Source organism: Amycolatopsis sp. lyj-23 (assembly GCF_046549135.1).
Lineage (GTDB): Bacteria > Actinomycetota > Actinomycetes > Mycobacteriales > Pseudonocardiaceae > Amycolatopsis.
In genome coordinates, this window is sequence record NZ_JAJPWN010000001.1 from 1 (window position 1) to 15,196 (window position 15,196).

Annotated in this window: 11 protein-coding genes; 2 read left to right on the top strand and 9 right to left on the bottom strand. The window is 74.2% G+C overall.

All coding sequences use genetic code 11. The annotated features are described in order from the left end of the window. From ACLJPY_RS00005 to gntD, 6 genes are all read right to left on the bottom strand, one after another. Nucleotides 1-317 (bottom strand): 2-oxoacid:acceptor oxidoreductase family protein (locus tag ACLJPY_RS00005; protein ID WP_410585851.1); only part of this gene is annotated, 317 nt, incomplete at its 3' end. After that, a complete protein-coding gene (locus tag ACLJPY_RS00010; RefSeq protein WP_410585852.1) occupies nt 317-511 on the bottom strand; it encodes a ferredoxin in 195 nt (64 codons plus the stop codon). The genes ACLJPY_RS00005 and ACLJPY_RS00010, both read right to left, overlap by 1 nt. Before the next feature lie 12 nt (nt 512-523). Continuing rightward, complete coding sequence (locus ACLJPY_RS00015) at nt 524-1,039, bottom strand: DinB family protein (RefSeq protein ID WP_410585853.1); 516 nt, start codon at nt 1,037-1,039, stop codon at nt 524-526. Continuing rightward, a complete protein-coding gene (locus tag ACLJPY_RS00020) occupies nt 1,036-4,266 on the bottom strand; it encodes a non-ribosomal peptide synthetase (protein WP_410585854.1) in 3,231 nt (1,076 codons plus the stop codon). The genes ACLJPY_RS00015 and ACLJPY_RS00020 overlap by 4 nt, the downstream gene beginning before the upstream one ends. Continuing rightward, nucleotides 4,266-9,341, bottom strand: a complete 5,076-nt coding sequence (locus tag ACLJPY_RS00025; protein WP_410585855.1) for an amino acid adenylation domain-containing protein — start codon at nt 9,339-9,341, stop codon at nt 4,266-4,268. The genes ACLJPY_RS00020 and ACLJPY_RS00025 overlap by 1 nt, the downstream gene beginning before the upstream one ends. A gap of 15 nt (nt 9,342-9,356) precedes the next feature. Continuing rightward, on the bottom strand, nt 9,357-10,448 hold the full coding sequence (gene gntD / locus ACLJPY_RS00030) for a guanitoxin biosynthesis L-enduracididine beta-hydroxylase GntD (protein WP_410585856.1): 1,092 nt from the start codon (nt 10,446-10,448) through the stop codon (nt 9,357-9,359). A gap of 223 nt (nt 10,449-10,671) precedes the next feature. Here gntD and ACLJPY_RS00035 point away from each other — a divergent pair, with 223 nt between their 5' ends. Then, nucleotides 10,672-11,370, top strand: coding sequence for a hypothetical protein (locus ACLJPY_RS00035; RefSeq protein WP_410585857.1), 699 nt, complete (start codon nt 10,672-10,674; stop codon nt 11,368-11,370). A 47-nt stretch (nt 11,371-11,417) separates the two neighbouring features. Here the strand turns inward: ACLJPY_RS00035 and ACLJPY_RS00040 are convergent, their stop codons facing one another. From ACLJPY_RS00040 to ACLJPY_RS00050, 3 genes are read right to left on the bottom strand one after another with little or no spacing between them, the layout of a single operon-like run. Further along, nucleotides 11,418-13,727 (bottom strand): AAA family ATPase, encoded by a 2,310-nt coding sequence (locus ACLJPY_RS00040; protein ID WP_410585858.1) that lies wholly within the window; start codon nt 13,725-13,727, stop codon nt 11,418-11,420. Between the two features lie 24 nt (nt 13,728-13,751). Further along, entirely contained in the window at nt 13,752-13,943 is a 192-nt protein-coding gene (locus tag ACLJPY_RS00045) for an MbtH family protein (protein WP_410585859.1), read from the bottom strand. 37 nt (nt 13,944-13,980) lie between these two features. Next, a complete protein-coding gene (locus ACLJPY_RS00050) occupies nt 13,981-14,832 on the bottom strand; it encodes a hypothetical protein (protein ID WP_410585860.1) in 852 nt (283 codons plus the stop codon). Between the two features lie 142 nt (nt 14,833-14,974). On the opposite strand from ACLJPY_RS00050, the gene ACLJPY_RS00055 reads away from it, so the two are divergent. Next, the gene (locus ACLJPY_RS00055; RefSeq protein ID WP_410585861.1) at nt 14,975-15,166 is read left to right on the top strand and encodes a hypothetical protein; all 192 of its coding nucleotides are present in this window, start codon (nt 14,975-14,977) and stop codon (nt 15,164-15,166) included. Nucleotides 15,167-15,196 lie beyond the last annotated feature (30 nt).

Below are 15,196 nucleotides of genomic sequence, written 5' to 3' on the forward strand. Positions count from 1 at the left end.
TCATCGGTGTTCAGAATGATCGTCCCGCCGTGCGGGACATCACCGAGGTTCGCCTTCAACGCCGCCGGGTTCATCGCCACCAGCACGTCCGGCCGGTCGCCGGGGGTGAGGATGTCGTAGTCCGCGAGATGCACCTGGAACGACGACACACCCGGGATCGTCCCCTGTGGCGCCCGGATCTCCGCCGGGAAGTTCGGCATCGTCGACAGGTCGTTCCCGAAGACCGCGGCGTCCGAGGTGAACCGGTCGCCGGTCAGTTGCATGCCGTCACCCGAATCGCCGGCGAACCGGATGACCATGCGGCTGACGACGACCATCAGTCCCCCTTGACTTCGATGGCCAGCGCCGGGCAGAGGAACGCCGCCTCGCGGACGGCGCCCTGCTGGTCCTCGGCGGGCCGTTCGGTCAGGACCTCGACCAGGCCGTCGTCGTTCTGGGTGAACACCTCGGGCGCGGTGAACGCGCACCGGCCCGAGGTGACGCACCGCTCCTGCTGGATGGTCACGTGCATGGCCTGCTCCCTTCAGTCTCCGACGGTGCCGTCGACGAGTTCCCGGATGGCGTCGGCGTGCCCGTTGTGCCGGGCGGTTTCCTCGATCATGTGGATCAGGATCCAGCGCAGGTCGACCTTCCCCCGCCGCTCGTCCGGAACCGCGGTGTCGAGCGATTCCGCGGCCGCGACGATCTCGCGGCTGCGCTCGCACATCCGCAGGTAGGTGCCGACGATTTCGTCCGTCGTCTCCTCCGGGCCGACGCGGAACGACGCGTCCTCGTCGTCGGATTCGCCGAACACCACCGGCTCGTCGAGCCCGGCGAACCCGAGCGCGAACCAGCCCTGCTCGACCTGCGCCAGGTGCCGGACGATGCCGAGCAGCGACAGCCCCGTCGGGAGGACGGCCCGGCGCAGCGGCTCGTCGGCCAGGCCGTCCAGCTTGGTCAGCAGCGTGGCGCGGTGCCAGTCGAGCCACGCCGTCAGCGCCTCGCGTTCGCCCGCGACGCCGGGCGCGCCGACGCGGCGCACCGGGTTCCGGAACGTCATGCCCGCTCCCCCGCGGCCAGCAGCGCCAGCACTTCCTCGTCGGACATCTCTGCGACCCGCAGCGCCGTCTCCGCCACGGCGGTCACGTCGACCGCCGCCCCGGCGCCCAGTTCGCGCACCGCGTCGGCCTGGCGCGCCACGGTCGGCGCGTCGAACGCCGTGCGCAGCGGCACGTCGACCCGCAGGTTCTCGCGCAGCAGCGAAACGACCTGGGTCGCGTGCAGCGACTGCCCGCCCAGCTCGAAGAAGTGGTCGTGCACGCCGATCGTGTCGACGGACAGCACGTCGTGCCAGATCCCGCAGATGAACTCCTCCACCGGATCGCGCGGCGCGACGAACTCGATGCCGAGCGACGGCCGCTCGGTGCCGGCGTCCGGCAGTGCCTTGCGGTCGATCTTCCCGTTGGGCGACAACGGCAACGCCGCCAGCGGCACGAAGACCGCGGGCACCATGTAGTCCGGCAGGGCCTGCTTGAGGTGGGCGCGCAGCTCCGCGACCGGCGGCTCTTCGGCGCCCGCCGGGACGTAGTAGGCGACCAGCCGCTTCTCGGGCCCGCCCGGGTCCGTCGCGGCCACCACGACCGATTCCGCGATCGCCGGGTGCCGGTCCAGGGTGACCCCGACCTCGCCGAGCTCGATCCGGAACCCGCGGATCTTGACCTGGTGGTCGATGCGGCCGAGCAGCTCGACCTGGCCGTCTTCGCGGTACTGCGCGAGGTCGCCGGAGGCGTAGAGCCGCGAACCGTCCTCGGCGTAGGGGTCCGGGACGAACCGTTCGGCGGTGAGGGCGGGCCGGCCGAGGTAGCCGCGGGCGATCCCGGTGCCGCCGTGGTAGAGCTGCCCGGGCACGCCGACCGGGAGCAGCCGCAGCCGGTCGTCGAGGATCAGCACCCGCGTGTTCGGCAGTGGCCTGCCGTACGGGATGGCCGTCCACTGCGGATCCACCTCACCCACCGGCGCGCCGATCGAGTAGATGGTGGTCTCGGTCGGGCCGCCGTAGTTGAGCAGCGTCAGCCCGGGGAACACGCCGTCGGCGCGGCCGGGTACACCCAGCGGCAGCACGTCGCCGGCGACCACCGCGAGCCGCAGCGGGTGGGTCGCCGCCTCGCGTTCCAGCTCGCCGACCAGCGCCTCGAGCAGCGCGGGCGCCGAGCCCCAGACCGTGAGCCCGAAGGCGGTGAGCAGCTCCCGCCAGTGCGCCGGGTCGGTGGCGCGCCCGGCGTCGGGCAGGACGACGGCCGCGCCGGCGGTCAGCGCGCCGAACAGCTCGAAGACCGAGAGGTCGAAGCTGATCGGCGAGACGTTCGCCATCCGGTCGCCCGGTCCGATCCCGTGGGCCGCGGTCAGGTGCGCCAGCGTGTTGACCACGCCCGCGTGGTGCACGGCGACGCCCTTCGGCCGCCCGGTCGACCCGGACGTGTAGATGACGTAGGCCGGATCGCCGGGCCGCGTCACGGAAGCGCCGGCGGGTGCGGACCCGGTGATCTCGCTCAGCGGGAGCAGGCGGGTGCCTTCGGGCAGCGCGACGGCCGTGTCGTCGGTGAGCACGACGAGCGGGCGCGCGTCGGTGATCATGTACTCCAGGCGGTCGGCCGGGTAGCCCGGGTCGAGCGGCAGGTAGGCGCCGCCCGCCTTGAGCACCCCGAGCAGCGCCGTGACCATCGCCGCGGTCCGGGTGGCGCACACGCCGACCAGGACGTCGGGGCCGACGCCGAGTTCGCGCAGCCGGGCGGCCACGGCGTCAGCCCGGGTGTCGAGCTCCCGGTAGCCGAGCCTGCCACCGGACCAGAGCACGGCGTCCGCGTCCGGAGTGCGTGCGGCCTGCCGCTCGACCAGCTCGTGCAGGCAGCCGTCCGGACCGGGCGCGGCAGTGTCGTTCCACGTCACGACCGCGCGCTCTTCCTCGGCGGCGGTCAGCAGCGGCAGCCGCGACAGGCGGGTGTCCGGGTCGGCCAGCGCCGCGGACAGCAGGACGACCAGGTGGTCCCACAGCCGTCCGATCGTGGCCGCCTCGAACAGGTCGGTGCTGTACTCGACGAACCCTTCGAACCGTTCGCCGTCGTGCCACAGCTGCAGGTCCAGGTCCAGCTGCGAGGCGCCGCGCGACACGTGCACCGGCGTCACGCTCAAGCCCGCGAGTTCCGGCGTCGGCAGCGGCGCGTTCTGCAGCACGAACATCGCCTGCACCACCGGGTTGTAGCTCAGGTCGCGCGGCACGCGCAGCTGCTCGACCAGCTTCGGGAACGGCAGGTCGCGGTGCTGCACGCCGTCGAGGGTGACCTCGCGGACCCGGTCGACCAGCTCGCCGAAGCTCGGGTCGCCCGCCAGCGACGTCCGCAGCGGCACGGTGTTGACGAAGCAGCCGATCAGGTCTTCGGTGTCGGCCTCCCGCGTCGAAACCGGGGTGCCGACGACGATGTCCTCACCGCCGGTGTGGCGGGCCAGCACCGCCTGGAACGCCGCGAGCAGCACCATGAACGGGCTCGCGCCGCGCCGCTGGGCCAGCTCGGCGACCTTCGCCGACGTCGCGGCCGGCAGCGTGACCGGCAGGATGTCGCCGCGGAAGCTCAGCACGGCCGGGCGCGGCCGGTCGGCCGGGATCTCCAGCAGTCCCGGCGCGCCCGCCAGGCGTTCACGCCAGTGGGCGGCCAGGGTTTCGACCGCCGCGTCGGTGAGCTGCTCGTGCTGCCACACCGCGAAGTCGCCGTACTGCAGGGGGAGTTCGTCCGCCGCCACGGGTGCTCCGCCGGTCTCGGCCGCGTAGGCCGCGGACAGCTCGGCGATCAGCAGGCCCAGCGACCACATGTCGGCGGCCAGGTGGTGCACGGTGAGCAGCAGGACCTGCTCGTCGCCGGCCAGCCGGAAGGACGTCGCCCGCAGCAGCGGTGCCGTGGCGAGGTCGAACGGGCGCGCGGCCTCGGCCTCGAGCCGTCCGTCCAGCTCCTCCGGCGTGGCGCTCAGGTCGACCTCGGCGACGGTGATCTCGACGGCGTCCACGACGAGCTGGACGGCCTGGTTCTCGACCTCCCCGAACGACGTGCGCAGGATTTCGTGCCGCGCGGCCACCGCGGACAGCGCCCGGCCGAGCGCGGCGCGGTCCAGCGAGCCGTGCAGCCGCAGCGCGACCGGGATGTGGTAGGCCGCCGTGCCCGGTACGAGCTGTTCCAGGACCCACAGCGCCTCCTGCGCGGGGCTCACCGGGAAGATGGCGGACGGCTGTGCTGACATCATGCTCTCCCATTCGATTCGGCGCGGGTGCGGCGCAGGCCGTCGGGCAGGCTCAGCCGGTCGCCGGAAGTCCCGGCGGCGTAGCGGGCCCGGTCGGCGCGGCCGATCCGCCGGGCCGGTGCCGCCGTCGCGCCGGCGGCCACCGCGGCGTCGACCAGCCGGGCGATCCTGGCCACGGTGATCTCCTCGGTGAACAGCTCCCGCAGCGGGATGTCCACCGCGAAGACGTCCTGGATGCGCAGGGCCAGCCGCGCCACCATCAGCGAGTGGCCGCCGAGCGCGAGCAGGTCGTCGTGGGCGCCGACGCGAGGCGCCTTCAGCATGCCGCCGATCAGCTCGGCCAGGCGGCGTTCGCTCTCGGTCGACGGCTCGGCGTACTCCCCCGCGTCCCGGCCCGGGTCCGGCAGCGCGGCCCGGTCGATCTTGCCGTTGGCGGTCAGCGGGAACTCGGCGAGCGGCACGAACCGGGCCGGGATCATGTAGCCGGGCAGGCGCACGCCCAGCCGGGCGCGCAGGACCGGGACGTCCACTTCGGACAGTGTGCCCGCGAGGTAGGCGACCAGCCGGCGCTGCCCCGCCGCGTCGTCGCCGGCGACCACGACCGCTTGGCGCACGCCGGGCAGCTCCTCCAGCGCCGCCTCGACCTCGCCCGCCTCGATGCGGTGGCCGCGGATCTTGATCTGGTGGTCGGTGCGGCCGAGGTAGTCGAGCGAGCCGTCGGCGTTGCGCCGGGCCAGGTCGCCCGAGCGGTAGAGCCGTGCGCCGGGCCGGGACGGGTGCGGCACGAACCGCTCCGCCGTCAGCGCGGGCTTGCCGAGGTAACCGCGCGCCACGCCCAGACCGCCGACGTGCAGTTCGCCGGTGACGCCGATGCCGGCCGGCTCGCCGTGCTCGTCGAGCAGGTGCAGCTCGGTGCCCGCCATCGGCAGGCCGAGCGGCGGCGGGCCGGCGGCGTCCGCGGCGACCGGGCCGTCGCTCAGCAGCACGGTCACCTCGGTGATGCCGTAGGTGTTGGACAGCCGCGCGGTGCCGTTGCCGTGGGCCCACCAGTCGGTCAGCTGGGCCGCCTCGAGCTTCTCGCCGCCGAACACGATGTGCCGCAGGTCCAGTTCGGCCAGCCGGTCCGGTGCGGCCCCGGTGAGCAGCGCGAACACCGCGGGGGTCTGGGACAGGACGGTCACGCGGTGGCGCCGGACGAGGTCCCAGAACGCCTGCGGGTCGCGGGCCGCGTCCGGCCCGACCACGACGACCGTGCCGCCGCGGGCCAGCGCACCCCAGGTCTCCCAGACGGAGAAGTCGAACGCGGTCGAGTGGAACAGCGTCCACCGCTCGCCGTCGCCGAAGCCGAACATCGGCATCCCGGCGATCAGGTTGGCCAGCGAGCCGTGCTCGACGAGCACGCCCTTCGGCCGTCCGGTCGAGCCGGACGTGTAGATGACGTAGGCGAGCCGGTGCGGGTCGACCGGACCGGCGTCGAACCGCTCGGGCAGCCGCGTCAGGTCTTCGGTGTCGAGGTCGAGCACCACCCCGTCGAACTCCGGTGCCCCGGCGCGGGTGATCAGCACCGCGGCACCGCTGTCCGCGAGGACGTAGGACACCCGTTCGGCCGGGTGGGCCGGGTCGAGCGGCAGGTAGGCCGCGCCCGCCTTGAACACCGCCAGCACCGACACGAGCCATTCGGCGCAACGCGGCAGGAAGATCGCGACCAGCCGCTCGGGACCGGCGCCCGCGGCGCGCAGCCGGTGGGCGAGGCGGTTGGCGCGCGATTCGAGTTCGGCGTAGGTCAGCTCACCGCCGTCCCACGACACCGCGATGTCGTGCGGAGCCGCGGCCGCGTGCTCGGCGAACAGCTCGTGCGCGGCTTTCGCCGCACCGGGCTCGGCGCCGTGGGTCAGCTCGCGCGGCAGGACGACGGCCGGCTCGGCCACCGCGGCCGTCCCGGTCGCGAAGGCCGCCAGGGTCGCCCGGAACCGCCCGGCGAGCCGCTGCGCGGTGGCGCGGTCGTAGCGATCGGCGTCGAACTCCAGGGTGCCGCCGAGTTCGGCGCCCACGCGGCCGACGGTGAGGAGCAGGTCGAACTGCGCCGAGTCGTGGCGCAGCGGGACCGGGGACAGCTCCAGGTCCGCGAACGGCAGCCGGGCCTCGCCGCGGCCGAGCGCCAGCGCGCCCAGCGGGCCGGGCTGGTAGGTGAACACGGCCTGGAAGAACGGCGTCGTGCCGGGGTCGCGTTCGGGCCGGAGGCGCTCGACGAGCGTGGCGAACGGCAGCCCGGCGTGGCGCCGGGCGTCGGTCGTGGTCCGGTGCGTCCGACGGAGGACGTCGGCGAGCGGCTGCTCCGGGCGGAAGCGGCCCCGCAGCGGCAGCATGTTCACGAAGTAGCCGATGACGTCGGCGGCGCCCGGCTCGTCGCGGCCGTGCACCGGCGACCCGACGACGACGTCGGACACACCGGCGTCGCGGCTCAGGGTGAGCTGGTAGGCGGCGAGCAGCACGTCGTACAACGTCACCTGCTGCTCCCGCGCGAGGTCCTCGAGCCGCGCGAGCAGTTCGGCGTCGACGGTCAGCTCGTGCCGGTCCCCGCGCGGGCGGCCGGCCCGCCGCGGCCGCGCACCCGGCAGGTCGAGCCGCGCGGGCGCGCCGGACAGCTGTTCGCGCCAGAATTCCTCCAGCGCCTCGGTTTCCGCCTCGGACGGCAAGACCGGTTGCGTGCCGCGCACGGCGAGCGGCCGCAGGTCGCGGTAGAGCGTTTCGAGCTCGCGCAGCAGGATTTCCATCGACCAGAGGTCGGCGACGAGGTGGTGCGCCGCGAGGACGAGCCAGCGCTCGTCGTCCCCTCGGCCGGCGACGCCGACCCGCAGCAGCGGCCCACCTCCGACGTCGAAGGGCCGGTGGGCGATCCGGCTCAGTTCGTCCACACCGGACACTTCGTGGTGCTCGAATTCCGGGGCCAGTTCGACGTGCACCCGCCGCACCGGCTCGCCGGCCACGACCGGGAACGTGGTGCGCAGCGACGCCTGGCTCTCGCTGAGCGCGCTGAGGGCCCGCTCCAGCGCGGCGACGTCGAGGTCCCCGCGGACCCGGACCGCCGCACCGACGATGTGCGCCGGGTTGCCCGGATCGAGCTGCTCGACGAACCACAGCGACTGCTGGCCCGCGGACAGGGGGTGGTCGCCCGCCGGCTCGGCGGCCGCCTCGGCCGACCGCGGGCCGGCCGGTGCCGCGGCGATCTGTTCGACGGTGGTGTCCAGCAGGTCTTCGGCGTCGATCCGCACGCCGTGCTCGGTGTGCAGCCAGTGGGCCAGCCGGACGCTGTCCACCGAGTCCAGGCCGAGCTCCAGCAGCGGAACGCCGGTCGTGACGTCGTCCGGTGCCCGGCCGAGCAGCGCGGCGATGTCCGCGCCCAGCCGCGCGGCGGCGGGAGTCGCCGTCGCCGCGACGGCGCTCGAGGTCGCGACGGCCAGCTCCGCGAGCTCGCCGTCGAGGAACGCGGCCCGGCAGGCCTGCCGCCGGACCTTCCCGCTGGAGGTCCGCGGGAGCGTGCCGGCCCGGATGAGCACCACGGCGTGCGGCTGCACCTCGTGCGCGGCCGCGACCGCGGACCGAGCTGCCGCCGTGACCGCCGAGAGGTCGTCGTGGCGGTGTTCGCGACCCACCTCGTGCACCACGACGAGCCGCTCGGTGCCGTCGGCGGTGACGCCGAAGGCCGCGCCGCCGCCGCGGACCAGTGCGGGGTGGCTCGCCTCGACGGTGCGTTCGATGTCCTGCGGGTAGTGGTTGCGGCCGCGGATGATCAGCAGGTCCTTGGCCCGGCCGGTGACGTAGAGCTCGCCGCCGTCGAGGTAGCCGAGGTCGCCGGTGCGCAGGAACGGCGTCTCCTCGCCGGTCAGCTGCGCGCGGAACGTCGCTCCGGTCTGCTCCGGCCGGTTCCAGTAGCCCGCGGCCACGCTCGGCCCGGCGAACCAGATCTCACCGACCGTCCCGTCCGGACACGGCGTGGCCGTCGCCGGATCGACGATCTCGAGCCGGTGCCCCGCCGCCACCGGACGCCCGGAGCCCACCACCGCGGCCGCGCCGCGGGTGTCGACCACCAGGTCGGTGCCCGCCGGTTTCGCCGAGACCATCAGCGTGGCCTCGGCCAGGCCGTAGCACGGCGTCATGGCCCGCGCGTCGAACCCGGTGTCCGCGAAGGTGTCCGCGAAGGTCCGGATCGTGTCCTCGCGCAACGGCTCGGCGCCGTTGAACGCGACCCGCCAGCTGCTCAGGTCGAGCGTCTCCCGCTGCTCGGCGGTGATCCGCTCGGCGCACAGGTCGTAGCCGAAGTTCGGCCCGCCCGACGCGGTCGCCCGGTAGTCGCCGATCGCCCGCAGCCAGCGGATCGGCTCGCGCACGAACGACGCCGGCGACAGCGTCACGCACGATCCTCCACAGTAGACGGTCCCGAGCAGCGAGCCGATGAGGCCCATGTCGTGGTACATCGGCAGCCAGGACACCACCGTCGTGTCCCCCGACGTCCCGAAGGACTCCGCGGTCAGCGCCGCGTTCGCCAGCAGGTTGCCGTGCGTCAGCACGACACCCTTCGGCTCGCCCGTGCTCCCCGAGGTGTACTGCAGGAAAGCGACCGAGCTCGCGTCGACGGTCTCGTCGCACCACTGTCCTTCGCCGGGCTCTTCGGTGCTGATGAGCTCGACGCCGATCGGGCCGAGCCGTTCGAGCAGCCTGCCGTCGGTGAGCGCCGCCCGCGCGCCGCTGTCGGCGACGATGCCCGCGATCCGCTCGGCCGACGCCGCCCGCCGGTTGGGCGGGTAGGCCGGCACGGCGACGCAGCCGGCGTACAGGCAGCCGAAGAAGGCGACGACGTAGTCGAGCCCGGACGGGTACAGCAGCAGCACCGGTTCGCCCGCGTGACCGCGCTCGGCCAGCAGCGCGGCCACGCCGCGGGCGCGGCGGTCGAGTTCGCCGTAGCCCAGCGATCGGGGCGGGGCGGCCGGGTCGTCCGGCAGGTGCGTGAACGCGGTCTTCGCCGGCTCCCGCCGGGCGTGCCGCGCGAGGACCGCGTTCCAGCTGTCCGGGCTCATGGTTCGGTTCGCTCCCTAGAGCACTGCGCGGCCGAGGGGACCGTGCAGGCGTCCGGCCGAGTTGCGGAGGTGGGCGGTGACGTTGATGCGCCGCATCCAGCGGTCGGTGCCGTCGTAGCGCGCCTTGAACGGACGGCGGCCGTGCACGGCCCGCTTGTTGTCGACGATCATCAGGTCGCCGGGGTAGAGCACGACGTCGCGCAGCCGCGCGTCGATCGCGTCGATGGCCATGTCGAGCGCCTGCTGCGCCTCGGGGTCCTCCAGCGGCTGCATGAACGCCGGGTCGATGCGCACGAACGGCGCGTCCGGGTCGCCGCTGAGGATCGGGATCTTCCGCGGCTCGGTGTTCATCTCGGCCACGCGGGCGAACGCCTCGGAGATGCGGTCGTCGGCGTCGAGCCCGGTGGTCGCGGCGTTGAACGAAGCCGAGTGCGACTCGTCCGGCAGGATCACGTACCGCTCCTGGAAGAGCAGCTCGCGGTGCGCCGGCTCGAGCCGGATGTCCTGGATCGGCGCGAACGTCGTGGCGACGTCGTCGTGGTTGCGCATGCCGAGCAGCAGCAGCCAGTCGGCGCGGTGCTCGTGGAAGGCGTCTTCGTTGTGCCACTCCAGGTTCACCGTCGAGCTGGACCCGAGCTGCTCCTGCTCGTGCCCGCGCACCGGGAAGACGTCCAGGATCAGCTTGCCCTGCTGCTGGGTCACGAAGGAGAACGGGTCGCCCAGCGCCGATCCCAGCAGCAGCAGGATCAGGCCCGCACGGCTGACTTCGCGGCCGTAGGGCACCTCGGTGTAGGAGGTCGGCGTGCGCGGCAGCGCTAGGTCGTCGACCGGCAGGCCGGAGATGAGCAGCCCGCCGAGCGGGCGGCCGGTCAGCCGGAATTCGGTGAGCACCGAACGCAGCCGGGCCGGCAGGCTGTGCGCGGCCAGTACCAGCTCGTGCAGCCGTTGCTCCGGCTCGCCGGAAAAGGGATCGTTCAGGAGCACTTCGGTCAGCTCCGCGATCTCCGCGCGCTCGTCCACCGTCAGCGAAAGGCACGGGGTGCCGCCCCGCTCGTCGAGCGAATCCCGGAAACCACCGGGAGCCGCTTTGTCCGCAGTCACACTCACTCTACTGCCTCCTCGAGAAATCGAGCGCGGCGCGCTCTGCACGAATGCCGCCTGGAATCGCCGAAAAATCGAAGGCGGCGAGAACCACGGTGATTCGGCGGGAAAAGCATCTCCTCACCCCGGTCGCGCGAACAGTCGGGACATTCCCTGACACCGTCCGGGCCCCGCCCGGGAGTACGGTCGACGAGAATTTCCCGCCCCTTCGGCGAGCATCGGAGCCGGCATGCCCACTTTTGCCATCGACGGACGATTCAACGGGCCGCCCGGGTCGGCCAACGGCGGTTACGCGTGCGGTCTCATCGCGGGCGCGCTGCCCGGACGCCACGCGGTCACCCTGCACGCGCCGGTGCCGCTCGGCACCGGGCTCGAGCTGCGCGAGGCCGGGAAGCGACGGCACGTGTGGCACGGCGAAACGCTGATCGCCACCGCGGTCGGCACCACCGAGGCCGTGGACGCCGTGGCGCCGGTGCCCCCGGACGAGGCCGAGGCGAACGCCTCCGCCTACGCCGGGCGCGAAGGCCACCCGTTCCCGACGTGTTTCGCCTGCGGCGTCGACCGGCACGAACCGGACGGCCTGTGCCTGACCCCGGCGCCGGTCGCCGACCGCCCCGCGACCGTGGCGTGCACCTGGGAACCCGGCGACGCGCTGGCCGGCCCGGACGGCCGCGTGCCCGCGGAGATCGTGTGGAGCGCGCTCGACTGCCCCGGCGGCTGGACGACCGACCCCCGCGCGGATCCGCTGCTGCTGGGCCGGATGACGGCCACGATCGACGAACTCCCGGTTCCCGGCCGGAAGTACGTCGTCGTCGCCCACCAGGACAGCCGCACCGGGCGTACCGCGCACAACACCTCCACGCTCTACGACGCCGGGGGCACCGCGATCGCGAGTGCCTCGGCGATCTGGGTCGCGCTCGCCGGGTGACGGGCCCGGGGGTGCCGCGGCCGGGCCGCGGCACCCCCGGTTCCTCCTCAGCCGCCCGCCACGCCGACGAGGTGGGCCACCTGCGTGCGAGCCGAGATGCCGAGCTTCTTGAAGATCCGCCCCAGGTAGGTCTCGACCGTCTTGTGGCTCAGGTCGAGCTCGCGCGCGATCTGCTGGTTCGTGCGGCCTTCGCTGACCAGCAACGCGATCTGCTCCTCGCGGTGGCTGAGCAGCTTGAGCGTGTGCGAAGCGGCGCTGGGTTCCGCACGAGCCGTCCGGGCCTGGTGCAGCGTCCGCCGCGCGAGGTCCAGGTTCGCGTCCTCCAGCCGGCTCGCGAACTCGACCGCACGCTGGGCGTACAGCACGGCCGTCTCGACGTCGCCGGTGGCCACGCCCAGGCCGGCGCGCAGGACCTGCGCCTCGACCAGCAACGCCGGGCTGGCCAGGATTTCCGCGCAGCCCACGGTTTCTTCGGTGTGGTACGCGGCCGCGGCCAGGTCGCCCGCGGCCAGCGCCAGCCGGCCCAGCCCCGCGGAGAACCGGCTGCGCAGGAAGTGCTGCCCGAACTCACTGGCCAGCCGGCGGCCGCGGGCGAGGTGCCGGACCGCGTCTCCCGGCCGCCCGACCCGCCACTCCGCCTCCGCGAGCCAGCGGAGGGTTTCCAGCTCCGGCACCAGGTTCTCGTCGCCGAGCCGGTCGACCAGCGCGCTCGCCCGCTCGGTGCGGTGCGCCAGGCCGTCACGCCGGTCGAGCCGTCCCCAGGCCGCCGCGAGCAGGCTGCACGCCGCCGCCTCGGCCGCCGAAGGTTCGCCGGCGAGGGCGTCCGCCGGGGTGGCGTCCCGCCAGCCGTGCGTTTCCATCGCGGTGGCCAGGAATTCCGCGCGCAGGCCCGCGGACGGCTGCGTGACTCGGGTTTCGTGCGCCGCCTCGCTGTAGCGCCCGAGGAACCGGTAGACCTTCGCCCGCCAGCGGCGTGCCTCCGGCAGGTCGACGGTCAGGAGCACCCGCTCGGCCTCGGCGAACCGGCCGCTGTAGGTCAGGGCCTGGCCGAGCGCGAGCCGGTCCGCCCCGGCCGGCTCGTCGCGCCGCAGTTGCGCGGCCCGTTCGAGCCAGCGCGCGGCCCGGCCCGGCGAACGCGACAGCGTGTCACGCGCCGCTTCGGCGAGCACGTGCGCGCTCGCCGCGTCACCGGTGACGGCGATGTGTTCCAGGTGCTGCGCCCGTGCCTCCGCACCGGCACCGGCCCGTTCCAGCCAGGACACCGCCCGCGCGTGCGCGTCGCGGCGCCAGGCACTGCCGGAGGCGTGGTACGCACCCGCCCGCAGCACCGGGTCGCGGAAACTGAGCCGGCCGCCCGGCGCCGGTTCGAGGACGCCGCAGCGGCGCAGCTCGGCGAGGCTGTCCCGAAGCTGGTCCGGCTCGGCCGCGGCGACCCACCCGGCCATCGCCGGGTCGAACGGGTCGCCGCACACCGCCGCGGCGTGCGCGGTCGGCCAGGCCTCGCGGGACAACCGGCTCAGGTCGCCCGCCGGGGCGTCGGTGAGCACCGGCGGCAGGCCGGTCCGCAGCTCGGCGCTGCCCAGGTACCCGGCGGGCGGCTCGGCGCCCGCCAGCGCCCGCAGCAGGCCGGGATTGCCGCCGCCTTCGCGGTAGAGCGCGCGACGGGACGGGACGTCGAGCCCGGGCGAAAGCAGCCGGTCCGCCTCGGCCTCGGCGAGCCCGTCGAGTTCCAGTGCGTGCAGGACGCCGTGGTGCCGCGCCGTTTCGGTCACGGCGACCAGCCCGGCCCCGGCCTGGGCGGGCCGGTAGGCGAGCACGATCAGGATCGGCACGGCGAGCGGTTCCCGGCAGAGGAACTCCAGCAGGGCCAGCGAGTGCGGGTCCGCCCAGTGCATGTCGTCGCAGAACAGCACCAGCCCGCCGGGCCCGGCGGCCCGCACCAGCAGGTCGCGGACCGCGGCGAACACGGCGTCGGCCCGCCCGCCGCCGGACGCGGGCCGCCGGCCCGGCAGCGCCGGGAAGATCCCGCCGAGCCGGGCCATGCCGTCCTCGTCCAGCGGTGGTTCGGGCAGCTGGCGCAGCCAGCCGTCGAGCGCGTCCGAGAACACCTCGAACGGCGGGGCCGCGCGCTCGGCCCGGCCGGCGACCACGGTGTGCCCGCCCGGTGGCAACTGCTCCCACCACTGCGCGAACAGCCGTGTCTTGCCGATGCCGGCCGGTCCCGTCAGTGCGACCAGCCGGACCCCCGCCGGACGGGGGCCGAGCAGGCCGGTCAGCGCCGTCAGCTCCGCCTCCCGCCCGGCGAATCCGGGGTTCTTGCGGTGCCGGTCGAGTACCCGCCACAGGTCAGCCGACATGTGATCCACCTCCCCAGGCGGCGGTCAGCCGCGGCGGACCGAAAGCGGGCGCATGTCGGTCCAGTTCTCTTCGATGTAGCCCAGGCAGTCCTCGCGCGTGCCGCTCTTGCCGACCGTTCGCCAGCCGGCCGGCACCTGCCGTCCGGTGCGCCAGATCGAGTACTGCTCCTCGGTGTTGACCACGACTTCGTACTCTTCCGCTACCGCTTCGGTCATCGCACTTTCCCTTTCTCCAGTGGGCGGAACTCCTCGTTCACCGCGACCGCTCGAGCGCGGTCCGGTGCACCTCCCAGGCCAGCCGGACGTCGAGGACGTCCGCGCCGGCGAGCTCGGCGAGCAGGATGTCGTCCGCGCGGCGCCGCAGGCCGTGCGCGGTGATCAGCTCACCGAGCCCGGCGACGACGGCGTCGCGGTATTCGTGCCGGGCGGTCCGCGCCGGGTCGTCGACGTAGACCTGGTCGACCCGGCCGGCGACCTCGGCCGCGAGCGCGTGGCCGGACGAGTTGACCAGCACCGCTCCCCGGGCGGGCAGGCCGATGCCGGCGAACCCGCCACCGCCGGGCGGCGCGACCACGAGGTTGGCGCCCAGCACCGCCTCGCGTGCGTCGTCGGTCACCGAAAGCCCGATCCCGCTCAGGTCCAGCTGGTCCAGCAGCCGCGGCAGGATCCGCGTCGAGGGCAGGCCGGTGCAGGTGCACACCGTCACGTGGCTGACGTCGGGCAGGAACCGCGCGAGCACCGCGATGTGCACCTGCGCGGCGAGCCCGGCGCCGAGGACGCCGCCGAGCACCACCCCGGGCACGAGCAGCCGCCGCGCGACCAGCGTCGTCACCGCGGCGGCGCGGAAGGCGCGCAGCACCGGCACCGGCAGCAGCCTGCTGATCCCGGCGTGCAGGTCTTCGAGCACGACGTCCTTCCCGGGATCGCCGTTCCCGGGACCGCCGTCCTCCGGGGTCAGGCGGCAGCGCCCGGCGCCGTCCCACGCGGCGCCGGTCAGCTCGTCGGACAGGACGCCGAGGAGGTCGATGGCCTCGAACGCCGTCCAGAGCTGGTCGATGCCCAGCCGCGGGATCCGCGGTCCGCCTCGCTCGCCTTCGGTGGTCACGGGAAGTACGCTCCGGCGCCGCGCCTCCGGTCGCCTATCCGGCCGCTATCGGTGACGGATAGCCCAGCCGCGCCGGATCGATAGGACTGCCGCCTGGACTGGGTGAGCCACCGAACCGGCGAACCCACCACGGAGGTAGCCCATGAACGGCATCCGCTCGAAGATCACGGTCGCGCTCGGCGCACTGGCCGTCGCCGGCCTGCTGGCCGCGGCCCCGGGCGACCCGGGCGACACGCACTGGGGCGTGCCCGCCGGCACCGGCGACACGCACTGGTCGGCCGCGGACCCGGGCGACACCCACTGGACGCCTGCGCCGGGCCCGGCGCCCGCCTGAGCCTCGGTACTACTGGGGACCGGGGCCGAC

Bases quoted from the DNA above. Each gene is read 5' to 3' on its own strand.
- ACLJPY_RS00010 (WP_410585852.1), bottom strand. From the start codon at position 511: ATGCACGTGACCATCCAGCAGGAGCGGTGCGTCACCTCGGGCCGGTGC.
- ACLJPY_RS00015 (WP_410585853.1), bottom strand. From the start codon at position 1,039: ATGACGTTCCGGAACCCGGTGCGCCGCGTCGGCGCGCCCGGCGTCGCG.
- ACLJPY_RS00020 (WP_410585854.1), bottom strand. From the start codon at position 4,266: ATGTCAGCACAGCCGTCCGCCATCTTCCCGGTGAGCCCCGCGCAGGAG.
- ACLJPY_RS00025 (WP_410585855.1), bottom strand. From the start codon at position 9,341: ATGAGCCCGGACAGCTGGAACGCGGTCCTCGCGCGGCACGCCCGGCGG.
- ACLJPY_RS00035 (WP_410585857.1), top strand. From the start codon at position 10,672: ATGCCCACTTTTGCCATCGACGGACGATTCAACGGGCCGCCCGGGTCG.
- ACLJPY_RS00040 (WP_410585858.1), bottom strand. From the start codon at position 13,727: ATGTCGGCTGACCTGTGGCGGGTACTCGACCGGCACCGCAAGAACCCC.
- ACLJPY_RS00045 (WP_410585859.1), bottom strand. From the start codon at position 13,943: ATGACCGAAGCGGTAGCGGAAGAGTACGAAGTCGTGGTCAACACCGAG.
- ACLJPY_RS00055 (WP_410585861.1), top strand. From the start codon at position 14,975: ATGAACGGCATCCGCTCGAAGATCACGGTCGCGCTCGGCGCACTGGCC.